Here is a 20,940-nt window from a genome sequence, read left to right as displayed (position 1 = left end):
CAATGAATAAAAGTTATAAAAATACTGGAACGCTTATTCGGGTTTTTTTTGGTCAGGATTATGATCTTTTTGGGGAAACGGTAGAAGAAGTACTGGACAGTTATTTAGAAACTGAGAACCCAAAAACAGCAGCAAAGGTCTGTCAGGAAGCAGAGTATTTACTGTCCTTAAATGATCAAGCACTTACAGAGGCGTTTGAATCCATCAGTCAGGGAGAGTTCTATCCTGAACCCTGGGGAGAAACAGTACGGACTTTTTTGGAAAAGATAAAAAGTCATTTAAGTGCCAGACTTTAACTTAAAGGATTAACGGGTCATACGGTTAATGACTGTGAGTGGAGTTTTGGCTTAGTGAATAGCAGATGAAGAGAGGGAGCGTAAGACGTGTCAGGGCCAGCTTCGCTTTCACTGAAGAGTACCGATGTATGTGGTATGAATTTTAAATTTTATATTATTAATCAATTTATTATTTGGAAAATTCATTCCTGATATCCAGATAAGCAGATAAGCAGATAAGCAGATAAGCAGATAAGCAGAACGCTGAAGATCAAAGATGAATAATGATTCAGAGAAACGCTGAATGAAAGATTGAAGCGGCGCTAACCTGCGAGGCGGGGTCTGCTGAAATCAGTGAATCACAGGCAAAGAAAGGGGCGACCGCATGATCGCCCCTTTTAACTTTTACGGTTTACGCCGTCACGGACGATGCACTACCTGACCGGCGCGTCACCAGCTTGCGCAGGGCGACGTAGAACACCGGCGTCAGGAACAGGCCGAACAGCGTCACGCCGAGCATGCCGGAGAAGACCGTAATACCGGTAACGCCACGGACCTCTGCACCCGCGCCTTCACCCAGAATCAACGGTATTGTACCGGCGATAAAGGCGATGGAGGTCATCACAATCGGACGCAGACGCAGGCGACACGCTTCCAGCGCCGCTTCCACAATCCCTTTGCCCTGAATCTCCAGCTCCCGCGCAAACTCGACGATCAGAATCGCGTTCTTACAGGCCAGCCCCATCAGCACCACCAGTCCGACCTGCACGAAGACGTTGTTGTCACCGCCAGTCAGCCAGACGCCAAACAGCGCAGAGAGCATGGTCATCGGCACAATCAGGATCACCGCCAGCGGCAGCGTCCAGCTCTCATACAGCGCGGCCAGCACCAGGAACGCCAGCAACACGGCCATCGGGAAGACAATCAGCGCGGTATTGCCCTGCGTTGACTGCTGATAACTCAGATCGGTCCACTCGATGTTCATGCCGTTTGGCAATAGCTGACCGGACATCGCTTCGAGCTGACTCATTGCCTGCGCCGAGGAGAGCACGCGTGGGTCGGCATCACCAATCAAATCCGCCGCCGGATAGCCGTTATAGCGGATCACCGGGTCGGGACCGTAGGTGGTGGTAATGTTGACCATGCTGCCAATCGGCACCATCTCACCGCGATCGTTTCGGGTCCGCAGGTTAGCTATATCTTCGATGCTGTCGCGGAAATCCCCGTCAGCCTGCGCCATCACCCGCCAGGTGCGGCCAAAGCGGTTAAAGTCATTCACATAAGACGAGCCAAGATAGGTCTGGAGCGTGCTGAACAGCGCGGTCAGCGATACTCCCTGCGCTTTGGCTTTATCCCGGTCTACCTTCACATCAAGCTGCGGAACGTTGGCCTGATAAGAGGAGATGGGGAAGTGCATCCCTGGTGTCTGCATGATGCTGCCTGACAGCGTATTAATCGCCGTCTGCAGTGCGCCATAACCCAGACCCGCCCGGTCCTGCACATAGAGCGAATAGCCCGAGCCCTGGCCCAGCCCCAGAATCGGCGGTGGCATAATCGAGAAGCCAAAGCCCTGCTGGATTTGAGCGATCTTCGCATTGATCTCAGCGTTGATCTCCGCCGCCGTATGTTTGCGCTCATTAAACGGCTTCAGACCGAAGAACACCGTGCCGCTGTTCGGTGTATTGGTGAACTGCAATGCATTCAGGCCGGGGAACGCTACCGCATAGGCGACGCCTTCGGTCTGCATACCGATTTCGCTCATCTTACGAATCACTGCATCCGTGCGCGCCAGAGATGAACCTTCCGGCATCTTCACGCCACCAATCAGGTAGAGCTTATCCTGCGTCGGAATAAATCCACCTGGAACGGTGTGGAACATAAATCCGGCACCCGCCAGCAGCAGAATATAGACGCCAAACACGGCGCCACGGCGACGCAGCGTACGGCCCACCAGCGATTCATAACCATGGGCACTGCGCTGGAAGAAGCGGTTAAACGGCCGGAACAGCCAGCCAAACAGCGCATCAATGATCCGCGTCAGCCGGTCTTTCGGCGCGTGATGATCTTTCAGCAGCATCGCCGCCAGCGCAGGCGAGAGCGTCAGCGAGTTAATGGCAGAGATCACTGTAGAGATGGCGATGGTAGTGGCGAACTGCTTGTAGAACTGCCCGGTGACGCCAGAGAGAAACGCCATCGGCACAAACACCGCGCACAGCACCAGAGCAATGGCGATGATCGGCCCGGAGACCTCACGCATCGCCTGATGTGCAGCGGCGCGCGGCGACAGCCCCATCTCAATGTTACGTTCGACGTTCTCCACCACCACAATGGCGTCATCCACCACGATACCAATCGCCAGCACCAGCCCGAACAGGCTCAGCGTATTCAGCGAGAAGCCAAGCAGATAGAGCACGCTAAAGGTACCGACTATCGAAACCGGCACCGCCAGCAGGGGAATGATCGAGGCACGCCAGGTCTGCAGGAACAGAATCACCACCAGCACGACCAGAATGACCGCTTCCAGCAGGGTCTGCACCACGGCTTTAATGGAGTCGCGGACAAACACCGTCGGATCGTAAGGCGCGGCCCATTTCACGTCATTGGGGAAGCGGGTCGCCAGCTCATCCATTTTGGCGCGAACCGCATTGGAGAGGTCGATGGCGTTGGCGCCAGGTGCCTGGAAGATGCCGATACCGACCGCATCTTTGTTATTCAGCTGCGAGCGCAGGGCATAGCTGCCCGAGCCCATCTCGATCCGCGCCACATCGCGCAGCCGCACCAGCGAACCATCTTCCGAGGTTTTCAGGATGATATCGCCAAACTGCTGCTCGCTCTCCAGTCGTCCCTGGGTGTTGATTGACAGCAGAAAATCGCTCTGTTTTTTCAGCGGCTCGGCACCCAGCTGACCGGCAGAGACCTGCACGTTCTGCTCCTGCATCGCCGTTACCACGTCAGAGGCGGTCAGACCACGCGCCGCCACTTTATTAGGATCAAGCCAGACGCGCATCGCATACTCGCCTGCGCCGAAAATCTGAATCTGACCGACACCCGGCAGCCGGGCCAGCTCATCTTTCACCTTGAGGGTGGCGTAGTTACGCAGGTAGAGCGAATCGTAGGTATTGTTCGGTGAGAACATGTGGACGACCAGCGTCAGGGTCGGCGACATCTTCTGGGTGGTGATCCCCAGCCGACGCACATCTTCCGGCAGTCGGGCTTCCGCCTGCGCTACGCGGTTCTGCACCTGCACCTGCGCCTGATCAGGATCGGTGCCTGGACGGAAGGTGACGGTGGTCACCAGCACGCCGTCAGAACCGGCTACTGACTTCATGTACATCATGTTTTCGACGCCGTTGATTGCCTCTTCCAGCGGCGTCGCCACGGAATCCGCAATCACTTTAGGGTTAGCGCCTGGATACTCGGCGCGCACCTGTACGCTGGGTGGCACCACGTCGGGATATTCACTGACTGGCAGCAGCGGAATAGCAATCACCCCGGTCACAAAAATCAGGATCGACAGCACCGCAGCAAAAATGGGCCGGTCGATAAAAAAGCGGGAAAAGTCCATAGCGGCCTCGGGTTATTGAGCGGCTGCCGCACGCATGGCGACCGGCTGAGCAGTGACCGGCATGCCGGGCATAAATACTTTTTGCAGACCGGCGGTGATGACTTTGTCGCCGGATTGCAGACCCGATTTAACGATGCGCAAACCATCCACCATCGCGCCAGGCTGGATATCGCGCCGCTGCGCTTTACCTTCGCCATCCACCACGTAGACATATTTGCGATCCTGGTCGGTCAATACCGCTTTATCATCGATCAGCACCGCCTCGAACTGCGCGCTGCCGGGCAGACGCACGCGGGCAAACAGGCCAGGCGTAAACTGCCGCTGTTGATTGTCGAGCAGGGCGCGCATACGAATGGTGCCGGTGCTGGCGGTCAGCTGGTTATCCAGAAAGTCAATTTTGCCCTGGTGCGGGAAACCCTGTTCGCCGACCAGCGCAATCTCAACCGGCAGCGCATGGCGCTGCTGGCCCTGACGCGCCATCGCCTGATAGTTCAGGAAGGTGTTCTCATCGACATCGAAATAGACATACATCTGCTGCTGCGACACCAGCGTGGTTAACACACTGGCGCTGTCGCCGGCGGTCACCAGGTTACCGGCGGTGATCATCGCCCGGCTGGCGCGGCCATCAATCGGCGCGGTGACGCGGGTGAAGTCGAGGTTCAGCTGCGCCATATCGACCGCGGCCTCTGCGGCCAGCACATCCGCCTGCGCCTGACTGGCGGCAGAACGACGCTGCTCCCACGCTTCGCGGGAAATCGCCTGCGTGCCGATCAGCTTCTCGCTGCGGCCCGATTCGCTGCGGGCCAGACTCGCCTGACTGCGCGCCCGGGCCAGTTCCGCTTTGGCCTGCTCCAGCGCCGCGCGGTAACTCCGGTCATCAATGGTAAACAGTACCTGACCTTTTCTGACCTCATCGCCTTCACGATAGTTAACGGCATCAATGTAGCCAGAGACGCGCGGACGCAACTGCACGCTCTGCACCGCTTCAACCCGGCCATTGAAATTGTCCCATTGACTGACCGGTTTGATCAGCACGGGTGCGGCACTCACTTCAGGCGGCGGGGGAGCGGCGTTTTGCGCCACACCCTTATCGCAGCCGCTCAGTTGCGTGATGAGCAGTACCATCCCTAAGAGGGTTAAACCCTGACGAACCCGGTTCGTAATCATTGTTGTTATTCCGCGATAGATATAAACAGGCGGCCTGCAGGCCAATATTTGCAACTTTTAAGATTGCAATTAATCGCGGTGAGTGTAGGCTTGCGTGGCTGGCAACTGCAAGAATAACAGATACACTTTATGTGCGGTTTAGGGCAGGGCGATGAAAGCCTGAACAACTTAGCTAAAACCCCACAAATAGTGCGGCATTTAATGTACTAATAAAACTTGCATTAAATGGCATAGTCAGCCACCCTTAAGTGTAACTGCAACTGATACTAATACTTTTCGCCACGGCGACAGGAGAGACTGGAATGATGAGTGATGCTTTTATTCACGATTTAATCGACTGGATTGATAACAACATCGAAGCACGTCTGGATCTGGATACCGTTTCAGAGCGCGCGGGCTACTCCAAATGGCACCTGCAGCGCATGTTTAAAGAGCACACCGGTTATCCACTGGGTGAATACATCCGGGTTAAGAAGCTGAAGAAATCAGCCGACCGCCTGACCAGCACTGATGAACCGATTCTCAATGTGGCTATCTCGTTAGGTTTCGACTCCCAGCAATCCTTTAACCGCAGCTTCAAACGCCAGTATGGCGTCGCGCCGGGTGCATGGCGTCGGCACAGCGGGGATTCGCACGCAGCATAACCTCGCCAGGGCCAGCTTGTCTGGCCCGCGCTTTTCTCTGCGCGCAAAACTGGTATCATCTGCGTCCTGTCGTCACGGATGCCATCATGTCAAAAAAACTCTGGATTGGACTTTTTCTCGTCCTCGCGGCCTGTTTCTACGGCCTTAAACCCTATCTGAATTCCGTTTCAGCCCCTGCCCAGGCGGATATCGCCACCCTGACTGACGCCCATACCGTGGCGCGCTGGGTGCTGCAGCATCAGCAACTGCCGGACTACTACCTCACCAAAAACGACGCGCGCAAGCGTGGCTGGAATCCGGCTAAAGGCAACCTGTGTGACGTGTTGCCAGGCAGAGCCATCGGCGGCGATCGCTTTACGAACCGTGAAAAGCGTCTGCCCGCGCGTGCGGGCCGTCAGTGGTATGAAGCGGATGTGAATTATCGCTGCGGGCATCGCGACGCCGATCGCCTGGTTTACTCCTCTGACGGGCTGGTGTTTCTCTCCACCGATCACTACCGCAGTTTCAGGCAGGTGCCCTGATCATGCTTAATCTGACCTTTGACCTGCGTCAGCTCACCACGCGCGCGGCGTTTTATCAGCAGTTTGCTGAGCAGAGCGGCTGTCCGCAGACCTTCGGACATAATCTGGATGCGTTATGGGACTGGCTGACGGGCGGGATGGCGCTGCCTGCGACAATGTGGTTGCAGCACTATGCCGCGCATCAGGCCGATTTAGCGCCGGTGCTGGCGCTGCTGGAAGAGGCGGCGCAGTCGCTGGAGGGCGAACTGCGCCTGATCATTGATTAAGCGCGTAGCGGCTTGAGCAGCGCAACCAGCGCTTCGCGGGCTGCCAGTGGCAGATCGCCGCCGCCAGTGTAACCATTGTTCTCAATGATGACCTGGTTCAGCCCCACCAGCCAGTCGTAGATATAGTAGGCCGTGTGGTTGGCCGGGGCGGCAGAGAGTCTGGTCAGACGCTGGCCGGAACTGAAGCTGACGCTGGGAGCCGGAGGCCGCGAGAAAATCACCTGACCCCGGTTAACGCGGCTGGCAGGGCGTTCATTTTCAGGACGCTGTAAAAAGCCGAGCCAGGCCACAAAATCCCCCAGCACCGTCATCGCCCGCGTCACCTGACGATCCGCGCGTGATTCATGGCTGACGCTCTGCGTATCGGGCTCATGCAGCGCCTGCTGCAGCTTTTGCGCGATATCGGTGCGGAACCCGGCCGTGATCAGCTCTTCAACCAGCCACTCCATCGTTGGCTTATCCACGTTCAGCAACGCCAGCAGGCTGCGGTTTTCCGGCAGCTGACGCAGATGATCCAGCCACAGCAGCAGCACCTGACGCGGATACTGCTGCGCGCTCTGCAGACTCTGACGCGGCTGAACCGGCGCTTCAGCCGGGCTCTCACTGAACAGGTCAAATTCAAACCCGATACCGAACTGATTTTCCGGGGCCTGAATACTGGTCGGTTTGCTGCCTTGTAAGGCGGACTGATTGAGCCACAGCTGACGCAGCGCCTCACGCGGCGGCTGCAGGCGTTCCAGCAGCTCGCCATGCAGGCCGGTCCGATGCTGTAAACACTTCAGTAGCGTATCGGCGATATTCTGTTTGCGTGCCGCCTGTTCCGGGCTGGCACCCGCTTCGGTCCAGGGCAGCAGACGCCGCTCCACCACGGTATGCTGAATCTGCGCCAGTTGAGCCAGCAGCATGTCGCGGCGCGCTTCCGGCTGCATCTCATCCTGCAACCAGCTCGCCATGCGGTCGACGCCCGCGCGATCCAGTGCCAGCATCGACCCCCAGTGCTGACCGGGCTGTCCCATCTGACGCTGCACCGCTTCATCCACATTGACCTGCTGATGGCGGGCATCGAAAGGGGTAATCGCCCAGATCAGGCGCGGTTTCTCTGCAGATTCCTGTGCGGGCTGCTGACGCTGCCATTCGCGCAGCGTTTCGCTGGCGAGGTCGGCATCCTGACGCTGGCTGGCTGCGGTACAGACCAGCAGCAGATCAATTGCCTGACGCGCGGCGTAAAAACCGGGCAGCAGGGCACGTTTCTGCTCCAGCAGTTGGGCACGCAGCGGATCCTGCTGCTGCAGGCGCTGACGATCTTCCTGGGTTGCCGCGTCACCGGACTGGCCTGGCGCGGGCAGTTCCAGCATATCAGCATCATCATAGAGCGCGGTTCGCGGTGTGGAACTTAGCGGGACCAGCACTTCCAGCGTCAGCAGCGCCAGTAATCCCAGCGGCACGTTCTGCGCCTTACCGATGCGGTTACCATTCAGCGGGCAGACTTCCACCAGCTGCTGCTGATCCTGCTCACTGGCCGGAACAATCAGCTGCTCGGCCGGCAGCAGTGATGTGTCGGTCAGCAGGCTCAGCGGGGCGAGCACCCGGCTGCTGTTACGCAGCTGGTGACGCAGATGCAGCAGGGTGCGCAGCATCTCATTCAGTTCAGGCTGACCAGGCCACAGCAGTGAAAAAAGCTGTACCCGGTCGTCAACGCTGAGCCAGGGCGCCAGCTCAACCGCCTGCGGCCAGAAATGACGATCAAGCCGCGCATCGTGGTGCGCACGGCGACGGCACCAGGACCAGAGTGTTACCAGCGCATCGCCTTCCAGACCCGCCAGCGGCGTGGCGAGACGATGACGCTGCAGGCGCTGCAGTGCGCTGTCGATCTGTGCGGTATCGGGCGTTGTCGCGCCGGCACAGGCGACCATCAGCCGTACGATCTCCGCTTCACTCAGCAGCATCAGTTCAACCGGCCACTCGTTTGAGAGCGGCTCGCGCTGATGGCTGAAACGGGTGGCGGTAGCAAAATCGAGGTTGCCGGGATTGATATGCTGAAACCAGTTCAGTAGTTTATCACCCATGCGGGTCACTAACTGGCCCTGTGCATCGGCCACCATTTCGTTCAGCAGCCAGGCCTTACCCGCCTGCGACTGGCCAAACAGCGCCAGCGTCACCGGACGCGCCACCTGCTGCGCCAGCGCCTGAGTCTGCACGCGCGCCTGGCGCAGTTGCAGCGTCAGGGTTTCTGCTTCCAGCGCCAGACGCGGCGACTGCTCACGGCTGCTCTCAATCCAGGCCAGACTGTTATTCAGGGCGTCCTGCAACAGGCCAAGACGTTTTGCCAGCGTTTGCGGCTGACGGGGTTTCAGGGCTTTCATCGTTTACACACGCTCCCGCTGTCAATCCAGTATTGCGCATTGGCATTGCCGGTCGCCGACAGGGTATTCAGCTTAAGACTCAACTGCTCCAGCGGCACGCGGGTGCCATCATCCAGACGGGCATCGCTCAGCACCAGACTTTCCGGGCCGGACGCGTCGGGTCCGGCTTTTACCGCCAGCCGGATGCGCAGCACGCTCTCACCGGCCACTTTACGCGCCAGGGTGGCGTCGTTCAGCGTCAGGCTATAGAGCGGCGAGGCGGGCCAGCGATCGTTATCAAGCTGGCGGAAGCCGAGACAGACGTTGCCGCGAATACGGAAACTGCGCTTTTTATCCAGCACATAGCCGGGATCGTCGAGGTCAATTTCGCTGTAGCAGAGGTTCTCGTCCGTCAGCGCCTGGTTTTCGTCGAGCATGCCAAGATAGCGAATCGTCGAGTAGGGTTCAAAATCGCCTGCGCGGAACCAGAAGCTGCTGAGGCGCAGATCCAGCGCCAGCAGGCAGAGCATCGCGCCGACCGCCGCGGTCGATTTCGGGTTGTCGATGCGGCCATGTTTGTTAAACGGATACCAGTCGCTGGTGTGATAGCCTTCCAGCGACAGTATACGGCTGCCCGGCAGCGGTTGCAGATGACGCACCAGCGCCTGAATGCCCGGGAAGCGCGACGGGCGACCGGTCAGCAGCAGCACGTCACACTGATAGAGCGACACCACTTCACACATTGAACGCAGCGCCGGGATAATCGCCATCCGGTGCTGCATAAATTCACCGTGCAGCTGTGACAGGCTCACCACCAGCGGTACCTGCAGCAGGTCAAAGCGGCTGTTACCGCCCAGCTCGCGCTGAATCTCGCCGTTGACGAAGGCCAGTACCGCTTCGCCCGGCGGCTGATCGACCAGCTCGCCAAACAGTGCGTTGATCTCCGCGTGGCTCTCCAGCGGATCCCAGTTTTCGTAGCGTTCCAGTACCGCCTGCGCCAGCGGAATAAACAGTTGTAAGGTGATCTGCTGACGCAGCGTGGCCTGACCGTCCATGCGGCTGTCGTGACCAAACAGCTTGTTCATCAGCGGTTCCGCCAGCGTCAGGCCCGCTTTCTGCAGATGCTGCTGCAGCGCCGGTAAAATCCACAGCTGAATCACGTCCAGCAGGATATCGTCGCCCGCGACTTTAAAGCCTTCGCGGAACAGCAGTCGCGGCGTGATTTTGACGTTGTTGCCCTGACCATCATCCAGACGATACTGGGTGATGGCGAGGTCAGTAGTGCCGCCGCCGATATCAATCGAGGCGATGCGCAGGCTCTTGCCTGGCAGTTCGTCAGCATCGCGCGGGCGATCCGGACGGGCCATGCTGCTGAAAAAGTCTTCGGCGCGACCAGCGAAATTGACCTGGGTTTCATTAAACAGCCAGACCATCTGACCACAGGTCGCTTCATCCCACTCCATCTGCACATCCGGCAGCGGTTTCGGGTTCTGACGTGGCAGTGCTGGTGAAAGGTCATCTTCGTCAGCCAGCCAGCCTTCCGCTTTCCAGACCAGCGCCAGCGCTTCCTGCATCCGGCGGCGGAAAATTTCACGCTCCGGCTTCGGCATCGCTGACGGCAGCGTCAGGATCACATGGCGCAGCTGACGTGGCGCGTGGCTCTGTGGCATCCGCTGACGCTGTGCCGCGCTGTTCATCTGCATCAGCGCCTGAGCCAGCAGCTCACACAGCATAAAGGTCATCAGCGAACTGCGGCTGTAGTGCGGAGAAAAGACCGGCAGACGATCGTCGGGTGCCAGCGTCGAGAGCGGCTGACCTTCGTCGTTGAGCAGGGTGGTAAAGGGCGCGGCATAGGCCAGCGGTTCAGTCTGTTCGCCGGGCGTGTTAAAACGCCAGCCTGGCTGATAGCGCGCCTCATCCCACAGATAACGACGCGGGCTGGAGAGGCCGGTGCTGCCTTCCAGTCCCACACGCTGCAGGGCCAGACGGCTCGCTTCACGGCCGACGCGGGTCAGAGAAGGCCACATAAAGGCCTGCTCACGACCGCTCTCCAGCGAGAAGTTCGCTTTGCCAAAACGGGTCTCGGCAAACTCCAGACGGCTATCAAACAGCTCGTTGTAAACCTGATGCGGCTGCGACAGATCGCGCAGCTGCAGCTCATAGGTCTGCTTCAGGCCGTTGCTCTCTTCCGGGTGATCTTCCACCAGAATGCCGCAGGTATGGGAGTTACCGACATCCAGAATGATATCCACATTGACCGCCGGGGTCTGCAGCGTGGCAGCCTGAATATGGATCTCGCTGAGGTCGAGCTGTTCGCCCAGCAGCTCCAGCAGATTGAGGTAGTGCGCCTGATACTCAAACTCGCGCAGCGCCTGATTAATCGCCTGTTCGCGGCGATCGGAGACGCGGTCGGTAAAGGATTCGCGCAGCCAGCCGTCAACCCAGGTCAGGTCAAGAAAATCACCCAGCTCGTAGTTGTGCCAGGCGAGCGCAAAGGTCACACCGTTCTGTGCATCAGCCGTGCTGAGGCCGAGCTGTTCACCGCCATCCTGTTCCGCCACGCAGCGGGTATCAAAGGCCAGGCTGACGCGATGGGTATTGCCCGCTGCATCGGGCGCGGGCAGCGCAACCAGACGCATCCGCGCCCAGTTTTCAGGACCGCCGATAAAACGACGTCCGCTGGCACAGCGCAGCATCGGCAGCGGCAGCCAGCAGGCTGACAGCAGAGAGAGCGAGTCCGCCAGCGCGATATCAGACTCCGGGCGCACCACTTCCGCAGCGCCGCCATCTTCCGGATAGAGCAGGAACTTACCGCTGTTGCCATCGACGTTCAGGCGCAGCAGCGGGCCGTTGGCGGTCTGGCGCACAAACTGGCGGCGCGCCGGGGTATCTGAGAGTTGCAGGCCGAAATCCAGAAACTGCACGCCGCTGTTTTCAATCAGCGAAATTTTTTGTTTGTCATCGATCAGGGGAGCCAGCATCGTTATTTACTCTCACGCTTAATCGTCATCGGGAAGACCCGGTCATCAGCATACTGCGCTTCACACACTGCGGCACCGATACTCGCATGGCAGACCAGCAGCGGCATACGGTAGCGCGAATTGTTCTGGCACTTCGCCGTGTAGCGGCTCTCAATCACCAGGTTACCGGCGCTGGTCATGGCCGCGCTGACATCCGCTTTACAGGTGGTATTGCCCTGGGCGATCTGCACGCTGCCTTTGCCGTTTTTAAACTGGAAGCGCATCACTGGAGGCTTACCGGTTGGCGTCGGCATCTGGTCGATAGTGACACGCCAGCGGCCATCAATCACCCTAACCTGGCCATCGCGCACCGCATCCGGCGTCACGATCAGGTCATCGGGTTTGGCCGGAACCGGCGCCGTCACCGTTGTGGCAAGGGTAGCAGATGCGTCTGCCGGTGCGGTATCGGTGGTGGTGTTGGCCGGTTTCTGCGGCTGCGATTCAGGGAGTTTTTCCGGTGCTGCCTGCTCGGCAGGTGGCGTGACAGACGGTGTCGCCGCAACCGGTGCCGGAGTCGCAGCAGGGGCCAGAGTGGATACCGTCGCCGGGGCTGACGCTGGCTTCGCGGTGGCAACCGGTGTTTTTACGGGTTCTGAACGATGCAGCAACACGGCCACCATCACGGCGGCAGCAATCGCCACCGGCGGTAACAGATACCAGACGCGGAAACGGCGGCGAGCCGCTACAGGCGTCACCGGCTGAGCTTCAACGGGTGCAGCAACCGGCAGCGGTTCAGCCATAGCTTCGGGTTCAGGTTCGGGCTCAGTGATCATCACTGGTTCAGCGATGACCGGTGCAGCAGGCAGCTCAGGCAGCGGTTCAACCAGCGCCACCGGCAGGTTCTCTTCCAGCGTGTCACGCAGGCAGGCCAGCGCGTCATCGCGGCTGCGCGCCTGGGCATCGACAAAGCCCCAGAAGGTGATGACCGGTTTGCCATCAACCAGATAGACATACTGCTGGTCGGGGAATTGCAGGGTTTTGCTCAGCAGCGCACCAAACAGCCGCATTGATGGATTCTCTGCCGCGCGCGCGCGCGTACTGAGATCCTGCATATCCTGCTGACAGGCGGTGAGCTGTTGCAGCGCCGCGCGACGTTCATGATCGCTGGCACCCAGCCAGGATTTCACCCGGCCGCTAAAAGGGGCATACCAGTCGAGGCGATCGCCCCGTTCATTGGCCTGAGGAATGGCCAGGCAATCTGCCAGTGCGCTCTGACGGCGCAGGCGCAGGGTTTCACGAATTTGCAGTGCTGAAGCGTAGACCGGCTGGCCATTTTCACCTAACGCCAGAACTGCATCTAAATTACCGCTGCGCAGAAAAGTTTTTGCCACCTGTTGGGCCCTTATCGGTCGTTGTCTGAGGCAGAAAATCGCGTGTTATCGACGATTAGGTTGATTTTACGCGGGGCAATGACAAATCAAACGGCAGAAAAAGGGGGTAAATCCACTGTTTTTTTCACCGGCTGACGGAAAAACCACCGCTATTTCAGAGAGTATGACGCAATCAGCCGGATTTGCGCACCAGCAGCAGGTGGGCGATGACGCCGCCCGCCAGTCCCCAGAAGGCCGGACCAATGCCCAGTAGCGAAACGCCGGATGCGGTGATCAGAAAGGTGATCAGCGCGCTGTCGCGTTCGGCAGGCAGATCCAGTGCGCGGTGGAGGCTGCCACCCAGCGTGGCAAGGAGTGCCAGACCCGCCAGCGCCTCAATCAGCACCACAGGCAGGGCACTGAACAGCACGGCGATCAGCGCACCGGACGCGCCCGCCAGCAGATAGAAGATCCCCGCCAGCGCCGCCGCGCGCCAGCGTTGCTGAGGATTAGGGTCGACCTCATCGCTCATGCAGATGGCCGCCGTAATCGCCGCCACGCAGACCGAAAAACCCCCTAATGGCGACAGCAGCAGCGCAATTAATCCGGTCCAGCTCATCAGTGAAGAGACGGGCGGACGGTAGCCGTGCGCCTGTAGCGTGGCGATGCCGGGGGCGTTCTGCGACGCCATCGTGACCAGGAAATAGGGCACGCCGATCCCCAGCAGCGTGGTGAGCGTAAAGTGCGGCATCACCACTTCCGGCATCGCCAGCCTAATCGGCTGCGGCGGAAAATGGATGGCGTGCTGTGCCAGCGCGACGGCAACACCTACCAGCAGCGTGACCAGAATTGCATAGCGGGCCAGCCAGCGGCGGGCCAGCAGCCAGGCCAGGCACATGCTGCCGCATAGTACAAAGTTACTTTGCAAATCGGCAAAGGTCTGCAGCCCGAAGCGCAGCAGAATACCTGCCAGCATCGCCGCTGCCAGCGAGGCAGGAATGTAGTTCATCAGCCGGGCAAACAGACCGGTGACGCCGCACAATACGATCAGCAGGTTGGCGAAAACAAAGACGCCTACCGCCTCATTCAGCGAAATGCCGTGAAAACTGGTCGCCAGCAGCGCAGCGCCGGGCGTTGACCAGGCAGCCAGCACCGGCATGCGGTAGCGCAGTGACAGGACCAGCGAAGCGATCCCCAGCGCGATGCCCAGCACCGACAGCCAGCCGCCAATCTGCGCGGGCGTGGCGCCCGCCGCCTGAAACATCTGATAGATAATTGCGCCGCTGCTGCTGTATCCCACCAGCACAGCCACGAAGCCGGAGACCAGCATCGGCAGGGTAAAACGGGGAGGTTCCGCTCTCGTCATGGTCAGACTCTTTATGAGGTTGTGCGTTATAGCGCACATGGTCGCATGATGCGCTATAACGCACAAGTGTTACACTATTACCATAACGTCACTCACCAGGATGACGAGAAAGCAGGAGAAAAAATGGCGGATTTTCAGCAACACCTGAGCAGCGCGCTCAGACAGTTGCGGCAGGCCAATGGCTGGAGCCTGACGCTGACGGCGGAGCGAACCGGCGTCAGTAAAGCGATGCTGGGCCAGATTGAGCGCGGCGAATCGAGTCCCACCGTGGCGACGCTGTGGAAGATTGCCACCGGTTTCAACGTTCCTTTTTCCTTTTTTATCGACGGCAGCGTACTGCCTTCAGGCGCCGCGCCTGGATTCAGTCAGCCCAATGCCGACATGTCGGTACGGTCGCTGCTGCCTTACGATCCGCAACTGCGTTTTGATCTGCTGGCGGTGGAGCTGGCAGCGGGCGCGCAGAGTCATTCTTCGCCCCATGAAGCGGGCTGTGTGGAGCAGGTGGTGGTCATCGAGGGCGAACTATTGCTGGGCGTCGGTGACCTCTGGCGACGTCTGCTCGCCGGGGAGGCGTTCCAGTTCAGGGCCGACGTGCTGCACAGCTACCGGAACCCGCTCAGCACGCCGCTGCGCTTCCACAGTCTGATCCACTATCTGCAGCGCCCGGACGTTACAAATTGATACCTGAGCAAACTACACAGGTTACCTTCGTATCTTTATACTTTCGCTTATCGATGGAGACGGGTAATGAGCGATCTGACTGAATCCGCTGCAATGCTGCGCATGCTGGTGGGCAAGCTGGGCCGCCGGTTGCGCGAGTCAGCACCGCCTGGCGAATTAACCTGGTCGCAGGTCGCGGTGCTGGGTCATCTGGTTCGCGATGGGGCGATGACGGTAACGCAACTGGCGGCGGCCGAGGGCGTACGCACCCAGTCAATGGGCGCGACCGTCGCCGGGTTACTGGCGGCGGAACTGGTGACGGGCGAGCCGGATCCCCATGATGGCCGTAAAACCCGCTATCTTCCCACGACGTCCAGCCTGGCGGTGATTACGTCGAGTCGCGCGATGCGCGATGACTGGCTGGTCCGGACGCTGGAAGCGCGACTGAGTCCGGCAGAACAGCAGCAACTGACCGACGTTCTCCCTCTGCTGCAACGACTCACTGACTATTAAATCTGAGGATTCAACATGGCTGTAACCACACTTGATGCAAAAACTGCGCTGATTGTTATCGACCTGCAACATGGCATTGTGGCGCTGCCGCTGGTTCATGAACCGCAGCCGGTGATCGAACGCTGTGCCGGACTGGCTGAGGCGTTTCGCGCGCACGATCTGCCGGTTGTGCTGGTTAACGTGGCTGGTGGGGCGCCGGGCCGCAATGAGCAGGCACGTCACAGCGGCGAATTGCCCGCCGACTGGGCGACGCTGGTTCCGGCGATGACCCCACAGCAGAATGACCTTACGGTCACCAAGAAAACCTGGGGTGCGTTTCACGCCACGGCGTTGCACGATGAGCTGCAAAAGCGCGGCATTACTCAGGTAGTGATTTGTGGTATCGCGACCAGCATCGGCGTGGAATCCACCGCACGACAGGCGTATGAGCTGGGTTACAACGTCACGCTGGCGACCGATGCGATGACCGATCTCAACCTGGATACGCACAACAATAGCGTGAACCTGATCTTCCCACGCCTGGGTGAAACCGGCAGCTGTGAGGATATTAAGGCGCAGCTGAATTCGCGCGCCTGATTGGCGTGTGACGTTAAGCGTCGGGCCACCGCGACGGTGGCCCGTTGAGGGCAGCCACAGCTCTTATCAAAAAACTGCGCCACGTTTCTCCCCAGGGGGCCGGACGAAACTCTTCACCAGCAATCGCTGACATAATGACATTCAAATCATCATCCTCATTCTGAAGCAGGATGTTTATTTCATTCCGCGCTTCGATAACAGGCATGTCATGATCAATATAGCTCTGAAGCATTTCTTCGAGGGTATTGCCAAAGTCGTCATGGTGGCAGCTTAAAAATACTCTTAACATGCCGGTTAGCGCCGGGTATTGTTTCTCGGGTTTATCACCCCATCCACGGATAAGACGTGAGAACATAGTAAGGTTTCCCGTTATAAGTTTGCTTAAGCAGCACCACTCGCACAGCGTAACAGGTTTCTTTTGCCGCTTTACCCTGCCTGAATCCATAACCCACAGCAGCCCTGCTACGATATACCAGTTCCAGAGGACTGGCGTTATTCCCCCAGTTCGCCCAATGAATGATCCGTAGTCGGTTAGCTTTCAGGGCTGAGCTGATCGCTTTTTCTGCAATCTGAACTGAATAATATGATGATACTGAGTGCATATTTGGGCTGAGGGCCAGCCTGGCGAGTAAATCATTATCAGAAATTGCGACGTGCTTAGCAATGGTGTGGCCGCCAGCCCTTACTGAGCTGACAGCCTCATGCTCAGCAATTTTAAACGTACCCGCCCGGACGTATACAACACGGGCTGCACTAACAGTAAGTCCAAAGGCAGCTGGAACACCCACATCTATGGCCAGACCGATATTCCATGCTGCTGTGTCGTCAGCGCCAAATTTCTTTGCGAGAGCAACAGCCGTCTGGTAGGTGGCAGTTCGGGTATTCTGGCCGGTCAGCACCCGGTTAGCTGCAGCATTAATGCTATCCATACTGTGAGCACCAACGACAATACATGCTGCCTTGGTTATCCCGGTGGGTTCGGGAGCCATACACAATGCGGTTGCACCAGCCAACTCCAGACTACCCATGAGCAGGTCAAGACCACCCATAAGACGGTTGCTCATTCCCTCGGATTCAGTAACTGACTTATCGGAAAGCACCGCAGCAAGATGTACCGGAGACATTGCAATTTGTAGCTCGTTGTCCATAACAATCAATCCTTAAAAGAAATTCAATTCGCGCGCCTGATTCGCGTGTGAAGGTAATATCCGGGCCACCACAGCCGTGGCCCGAATTGTTTTAGCGGAAGGCGTAACCCAGCGTTAAACCGACGCTGTAATTGCGGCCCGGCGCGGATTCGAAATAGCGACCATTACTCTCATTCACAATCACTGAACCCACATAGTGCCGGTCAAACAGGTTATCGACCCGGCCAAACAGATCCAGTGTCCAGTTCTCAACCAGCCACTTATAGCCACTGTTAACCGCTGCCACGGTGTAGGACGGGGTGTTCACGCTGTTCTGATCTTCAGCGGCGATCTGGCTCAGATAACGCACCTCACTGCCTGCATAAAAGCCCTGTTCCGGCAGGTAACCGAGTCCGGCGTAAGCCATGTTACGGGCAATACCAGGAATGCGGTTGCCGTCACAGCTGTCGCTGCCGCAGGCGTTAGTGCGATAGCGCGCATCCAGCAGGGTGTAGGCCATCTTCAGACGCCAGTCCCAGGCAAACTGCTGATCCAGGCTTAACTCCAGACCGCGACGGCGGGTCTGACCGGCATTTTTATAGGTAGTGCGTCCGCCACTGCTGGCATCCGCCACAATCTCATCCTGGGTATCGGTCTGGAACAACGCCGCGCTGATCAGGCCATTGCCGATGCGTTTCTTGCTGCCAATTTCCAGCGTATCGCTGGTGGCCGGTTTCAGCCCCAGATTCAGACCGGTCGCGCCATCCGAACGGTAAGAGAGCTCATTGATGGTCGGGGTTTCAAAGCCGCGACCGGCGGAGATCCACGCGTTCCAGCCTGGATCAAAGGCATACTTCAGTGCCGCAGCGGGCAGCCATTTGTGATAGCGCGCATCACCGCTGTCGTCGCCGTTACCGGGCTGAATATAGAAGTCATTTGAGTCAAAGTTAACGGTGCTGAACCGCACACCCGCATCCAGCGACAGCTTATCGGTCAGTTGCCAGGCGGTCTGCAGATAGGGATCGAGCGTCCACATCAGGTTGCGTTCGTTGCGACGCAGATTGCCCTGTTCGCCCAGCTGCGTCACCCCGTTGCTGACCGTGAAATTTTCATAGCCCTTGCGGCGCTCGGTCATGGTTTCGTAGTCGAGTCCGCCGGTCAGCGCCACCGGAATCGACAGTAGCGTGTCGCGATGGGTCCAGCGGGTATCGACGCCCTGATAGTGGCGGGTCAGGGCGATCACGCCACCGGGATGAGACGGGTTGCGCTGCACGGCTGCAGGGATCGACTGGAACTGGGTAGTTTCGCGCATGCCCGCGTAGAGCATCACGCTGAGGTCGTCATTTTCACTCATCTGGCGCTGATAACGCAGGCCGCCCTGAGTCTGATCGACAGTCTTACGGGTGTTATAAAGCGGGACGTTGCTGACCACCTGACGTGGATTCTCACGCCACTGCGTCTCGGTTAAGCCGCCGGGATCCTGCGCGTCAATGTGAACGCTGTTAAACAGCAGCGTCAGGGTGCTGACATCATCAATACGCACGCCCAGTCGGGCGTTGCCGAGGTTCTTCTGCGCAGCGCTGTGATCACGATAGCCGTGAGTGGTGAAGCGTGAGGCGGAGACGGTGTAGTTAACATCCCCGGCATGGCTGCCGTCACCGGTCGCACCGCTGGCTTTCACGCTGTTGCGCCAGCTGCCGTAACTGCCATACCAGCTGCTGGCTTCAAGCGTGGTCGGCTGTTGTCCTTGCTGGGTAGTGACATTGATTACGCCACCCGAAGCGTTGCCATACAGCGCAGAAAACGGGCCGCGCAGTACCTCAACATGATCAATCGAGCCGATATCGATATTGGAGGTCTGCGCCTGACCATCCGGCATGGTGGCCGGGATGCCATCCACATAGATGCGCAGCCCGCGTACGCCGTAGGTTGAGCGGGAGCCAAAGCCACGCATCGACAGCTGCAGGTCCTGTGCGTAATTTTGCCTCTTATGTTTAGAGTTCTGGCGTTTCCGAATCTAATGTTCATCTAAAAACAGCAGCGTTTAATAATCACCAATTAAGCTCATATATATTTGATTTTAAATATATTATTTTCTCATTTAATTGCACTTGCCATCACTTCTGTACACCTATAAACATCTGTGTACAATGCCATTTAAGTACAAATTGAGTCATGAAATTTTATGGTGAGTACACAATGGCTATTAGCGATACCAAACTGCGCGGGTTACATGGCAAACCTTACAGCGGTCCAGCGGAAATAACCGATGCTGACGGATTAGGGATAAGGATAACCCCTAAAGGGATAGTCAGCTTTCAATACCGGTACAGAATAAATGGCAGCCAACACAGACTTGGGATAGGCCGTTACCCCGCGGTATCTCTACGTGATGCTCGTATAAAAGTCGGTGAGTATAAATCTCTCATTGCTGAAGGGATCGATCCTAAGCATCAACTTCTAGTTAAAAAGAAGAAGCCTACCGTACATGAGTGCATCAAGTATTGGTATGACAACTATGTGCTTCAGTCACTGAGAAAAAGCACCGCTGAAGTGTACGAGCGCATAGTGCTTAATGAGATGGAAAAGTATTTTGCGGATATACCAATAGAGCACATCCCGGTCAGTGCCTGGGTAGACTTTTTCACGGAGCAAGAACAGGCAAATCCATTAAAAGCCCGTAAGCTATTGGTGCATTTGCGCGGCGCAATAGCTTGGTGCTCACGAAGACAGTTTATTGAAGACTCATCGCTTCTAAGATTGAATCCCAAAGAATTTGGCAGGAACCCTAAAACCGGCGACACGGTTCTTACCTATCGGCAGTTGGCAAAGATATGGGTTGAGAACGAAAAATCTACCGCAACGTTTTCGAGCAAAATGCTCATTAAGTCCCTCATTTTGTATGGATCACGCAATAGCGAATTGAGAGAGTCACGAAAGGAGGATTTTGATTTTGAAGAGGGTATCTGGACATTACCCTCAGACCGTAGCAAAACAAATAAAATCATCAGGAGGCCGATCTTCAAACAAATCGAGCCACTACTCAAACAGTCAATCGATAATGGCAATGGCCTGCTGTTTCACGGTGCTTTCGAAAGGAATGTTCCGCTGAGCATTGGTTCTTCAACCAGGTATGTCCGACTTCTGCGCGATCAGGTTAATTTTGGTGAATTTACCGCTCATGACTTCCGCAGAACGATGGCTACTCGTTTGGCAGAGGAAGGGATTGCGCCCCATGTCATTGAGAAAATGCTGGGGCATGATCTTGGAGGAGTGCTTGCAGTTTATAACAAGCACGATTGGTTAGCGGAACAAAAGGTTGCTTATGAACTTTACGCTGACAAGATTTTTGAGCAGATCAAGCTGATCTCTGATTAACGCCGCCGTTTAAAATCCACTGCTCTACCTCAGCCAGTAAGTATTTTTTTGGGCGATTTCTTACTGGCTTGGGGAAGGAATGATGCATCACATAAGTCCTCATTGTTGTCCGCGAGGTAACCCCAATTTTTTGCATCGCTTCGCTTTCAAAGATCATTTCAATATTAGCCATTCTTCTTCTCCACACATTCCTGCTGCATCAGGATTTTA

General features: G+C 57.4%; 17 protein-coding genes and 1 pseudogene. 8 read left to right on the top strand and 10 right to left on the bottom strand.

Annotated features, from left to right (window positions below):
* The first annotated feature begins 2 nt into the window (after window positions 1-2).
* Window positions 3-296, top strand: a complete 294-nt coding sequence (locus OK412_RS08915; RefSeq protein WP_010670096.1) for a contact-dependent growth inhibition system immunity protein — start codon at window positions 3-5, stop codon at window positions 294-296.
* A gap of 391 nt (window positions 297-687) precedes the next feature.
* Here OK412_RS08915 and oqxB read toward each other — a convergent pair whose 3' ends face one another.
* Both oqxB and OK412_RS08905 read right to left on the bottom strand, forming a co-directional pair.
* Window positions 688-3,840: a multidrug efflux RND transporter permease subunit OqxB gene (gene oqxB, locus OK412_RS08910; protein ID WP_010670097.1), complete on the bottom strand. Its 3,153-nt coding sequence runs from the start codon at window positions 3,838-3,840 to the stop codon at window positions 688-690.
* 12 nt (window positions 3,841-3,852) lie between these two features.
* Window positions 3,853-5,007: an efflux RND transporter periplasmic adaptor subunit gene (locus tag OK412_RS08905; protein ID WP_264353087.1), complete on the bottom strand. Its 1,155-nt coding sequence runs from the start codon at window positions 5,005-5,007 to the stop codon at window positions 3,853-3,855.
* A 302-nt stretch (window positions 5,008-5,309) separates the two neighbouring features.
* Between OK412_RS08905 and OK412_RS08900 the strand changes: the two genes are divergently transcribed.
* The 3 genes from OK412_RS08900 to OK412_RS08890 all read left to right on the top strand — a co-directional run bounded on the left by OK412_RS08900 (window position 5,310) and on the right by OK412_RS08890 (window position 6,438).
* Window positions 5,310-5,651 (top strand): helix-turn-helix domain-containing protein, encoded by a 342-nt coding sequence (locus tag OK412_RS08900; protein ID WP_009090299.1) that lies wholly within the window; start codon window positions 5,310-5,312, stop codon window positions 5,649-5,651.
* An 86-nt stretch (window positions 5,652-5,737) separates the two neighbouring features.
* Complete coding sequence (locus tag OK412_RS08895; protein ID WP_010670098.1) at window positions 5,738-6,172, top strand: ribonuclease domain-containing protein; 435 nt, start codon at window positions 5,738-5,740, stop codon at window positions 6,170-6,172.
* Window positions 6,173-6,174: 2 nt separating this feature from the next.
* Complete coding sequence (locus OK412_RS08890; protein WP_010670099.1) at window positions 6,175-6,438, top strand: barstar family protein; 264 nt, start codon at window positions 6,175-6,177, stop codon at window positions 6,436-6,438.
* Here the strand turns inward: OK412_RS08890 and OK412_RS08885 are convergent.
* The 4 genes from OK412_RS08885 to OK412_RS08870 form a co-directional block, all read right to left on the bottom strand.
* The gene (locus OK412_RS08885; RefSeq protein WP_264353086.1) at window positions 6,435-8,801 is read right to left on the bottom strand and encodes a virulence factor SrfC family protein; all 2,367 of its coding nucleotides are present in this window, start codon (window positions 8,799-8,801) and stop codon (window positions 6,435-6,437) included. The two genes, OK412_RS08890 and OK412_RS08885, sit on opposite strands and share 4 nt — an antisense overlap.
* Window positions 8,798-11,761, bottom strand: a complete 2,964-nt coding sequence (locus OK412_RS08880) for a virulence factor SrfB (RefSeq protein ID WP_062757599.1) — start codon at window positions 11,759-11,761, stop codon at window positions 8,798-8,800. The genes OK412_RS08885 and OK412_RS08880 overlap by 4 nt, the downstream gene beginning before the upstream one ends.
* A gap of 2 nt (window positions 11,762-11,763) precedes the next feature.
* Window positions 11,764-13,131: an SrfA family protein gene (locus tag OK412_RS08875; protein WP_264353085.1), complete on the bottom strand. Its 1,368-nt coding sequence runs from the start codon at window positions 13,129-13,131 to the stop codon at window positions 11,764-11,766.
* Between the two features lie 172 nt (window positions 13,132-13,303).
* Entirely contained in the window at window positions 13,304-14,515 is a 1,212-nt protein-coding gene (locus OK412_RS08870) for a benzoate/H(+) symporter BenE family transporter (protein WP_264353084.1), read from the bottom strand.
* Between the two features lie 84 nt (window positions 14,516-14,599).
* Here OK412_RS08870 and OK412_RS08865 point away from each other — a divergent pair, with 84 nt between their 5' ends.
* The 3 genes from OK412_RS08865 (at window position 14,600) to OK412_RS08855 (ending at window position 16,225) form a co-directional block, all read left to right on the top strand.
* Complete coding sequence (locus tag OK412_RS08865; RefSeq protein ID WP_060680161.1) at window positions 14,600-15,157, top strand: helix-turn-helix domain-containing protein; 558 nt, start codon at window positions 14,600-14,602, stop codon at window positions 15,155-15,157.
* Window positions 15,158-15,223: 66 nt separating this feature from the next.
* Window positions 15,224-15,649 carry a MarR family winged helix-turn-helix transcriptional regulator gene (locus OK412_RS08860; RefSeq protein WP_010245273.1) on the top strand — a complete coding sequence of 142 codons (426 nt, stop codon included), beginning with the start codon at window positions 15,224-15,226 and terminating at the stop codon, window positions 15,647-15,649.
* 15 nt (window positions 15,650-15,664) lie between these two features.
* Entirely contained in the window at window positions 15,665-16,225 is a 561-nt protein-coding gene (locus OK412_RS08855) for an isochorismatase family protein (protein ID WP_010245270.1), read from the top strand.
* A gap of 13 nt (window positions 16,226-16,238) precedes the next feature.
* On the opposite strand, the gene OK412_RS08850 is transcribed toward OK412_RS08855, so the two are convergent.
* The 3 genes and pseudogenes from OK412_RS08850 to pqqU form a co-directional block, all read right to left on the bottom strand.
* The gene (locus tag OK412_RS08850; protein ID WP_010670106.1) at window positions 16,239-16,580 is read right to left on the bottom strand and encodes a contact-dependent growth inhibition system immunity protein; all 342 of its coding nucleotides are present in this window, start codon (window positions 16,578-16,580) and stop codon (window positions 16,239-16,241) included.
* Window positions 16,549-17,373, bottom strand: coding sequence for an RNase A-like domain-containing protein (locus OK412_RS08845; RefSeq protein WP_010245254.1), 825 nt, complete (start codon window positions 17,371-17,373; stop codon window positions 16,549-16,551). Before OK412_RS08845 ends, OK412_RS08850 begins: the two co-directional genes overlap by 32 nt.
* A gap of 91 nt (window positions 17,374-17,464) precedes the next feature.
* Window positions 17,465-19,339, bottom strand: a pseudogene (pqqU, locus tag OK412_RS08840) (TonB-dependent receptor PqqU); the annotation flags it as partial.
* 212 nt (window positions 19,340-19,551) lie between these two features.
* Between pqqU and OK412_RS08835 the strand changes: the two are divergent.
* Window positions 19,552-20,730 carry a tyrosine-type recombinase/integrase gene (locus tag OK412_RS08835; protein ID WP_264353083.1) on the top strand — a complete coding sequence of 393 codons (1,179 nt, stop codon included), beginning with the start codon at window positions 19,552-19,554 and terminating at the stop codon, window positions 20,728-20,730.
* Here the strand turns inward: OK412_RS08835 and OK412_RS08830 are convergent.
* Entirely contained in the window at window positions 20,711-20,902 is a 192-nt protein-coding gene (locus OK412_RS08830) for a helix-turn-helix transcriptional regulator (RefSeq protein ID WP_264353082.1), read from the bottom strand. The two genes, OK412_RS08835 and OK412_RS08830, sit on opposite strands and share 20 nt — an antisense overlap.
* Window positions 20,903-20,940 lie beyond the last annotated feature (38 nt).

The sequence above is a fragment of the Pantoea sp. JV6 genome (assembly GCF_025910055.1).
In the GTDB taxonomy this organism is placed as follows: domain Bacteria; phylum Pseudomonadota; class Gammaproteobacteria; order Enterobacterales; family Enterobacteriaceae; genus Pantoea; species Pantoea agglomerans.
The sequence above is the reverse complement of the archived record's forward strand: the minus strand, read 5'-3'. Positions and strand labels throughout refer to the sequence as shown.

What these genes read in the sequence shown, in the direction of transcription:
- OK412_RS08850 (WP_010670106.1), bottom strand. Translation starts at nt 16,580, where the DNA reads ATGTTCTCACGTCTTATCCGTGGATGGGGTGATAAACCCGAGAAACAA.
- OK412_RS08880 (WP_062757599.1), bottom strand. Translation starts at nt 11,761, where the DNA reads ATGCTGGCTCCCCTGATCGATGACAAACAAAAAATTTCGCTGATTGAA.
- OK412_RS08855 (WP_010245270.1), top strand. Translation starts at nt 15,665, where the DNA reads ATGGCTGTAACCACACTTGATGCAAAAACTGCGCTGATTGTTATCGAC.
- OK412_RS08890 (WP_010670099.1), top strand. Translation starts at nt 6,175, where the DNA reads ATGCTTAATCTGACCTTTGACCTGCGTCAGCTCACCACGCGCGCGGCG.
- OK412_RS08900 (WP_009090299.1), top strand. Translation starts at nt 5,310, where the DNA reads ATGATGAGTGATGCTTTTATTCACGATTTAATCGACTGGATTGATAAC.
- OK412_RS08845 (WP_010245254.1), bottom strand. Translation starts at nt 17,373, where the DNA reads ATGGACAACGAGCTACAAATTGCAATGTCTCCGGTACATCTTGCTGCG.
- OK412_RS08860 (WP_010245273.1), top strand. Translation starts at nt 15,224, where the DNA reads ATGAGCGATCTGACTGAATCCGCTGCAATGCTGCGCATGCTGGTGGGC.
- OK412_RS08895 (WP_010670098.1), top strand. Translation starts at nt 5,738, where the DNA reads ATGTCAAAAAAACTCTGGATTGGACTTTTTCTCGTCCTCGCGGCCTGT.
- OK412_RS08870 (WP_264353084.1), bottom strand. Translation starts at nt 14,515, where the DNA reads ATGTGCGCTATAACGCACAACCTCATAAAGAGTCTGACCATGACGAGA.
- OK412_RS08835 (WP_264353083.1), top strand. Translation starts at nt 19,552, where the DNA reads ATGGCTATTAGCGATACCAAACTGCGCGGGTTACATGGCAAACCTTAC.
- oqxB (WP_010670097.1), bottom strand. Translation starts at nt 3,840, where the DNA reads ATGGACTTTTCCCGCTTTTTTATCGACCGGCCCATTTTTGCTGCGGTG.
- OK412_RS08905 (WP_264353087.1), bottom strand. Translation starts at nt 5,007, where the DNA reads ATGATTACGAACCGGGTTCGTCAGGGTTTAACCCTCTTAGGGATGGTA.
- OK412_RS08830 (WP_264353082.1), bottom strand. Translation starts at nt 20,902, where the DNA reads ATGGCTAATATTGAAATGATCTTTGAAAGCGAAGCGATGCAAAAAATT.
- OK412_RS08865 (WP_060680161.1), top strand. Translation starts at nt 14,600, where the DNA reads ATGGCGGATTTTCAGCAACACCTGAGCAGCGCGCTCAGACAGTTGCGG.
- OK412_RS08915 (WP_010670096.1), top strand. Translation starts at nt 3, where the DNA reads ATGAATAAAAGTTATAAAAATACTGGAACGCTTATTCGGGTTTTTTTT.
- OK412_RS08885 (WP_264353086.1), bottom strand. Translation starts at nt 8,801, where the DNA reads ATGAAAGCCCTGAAACCCCGTCAGCCGCAAACGCTGGCAAAACGTCTT.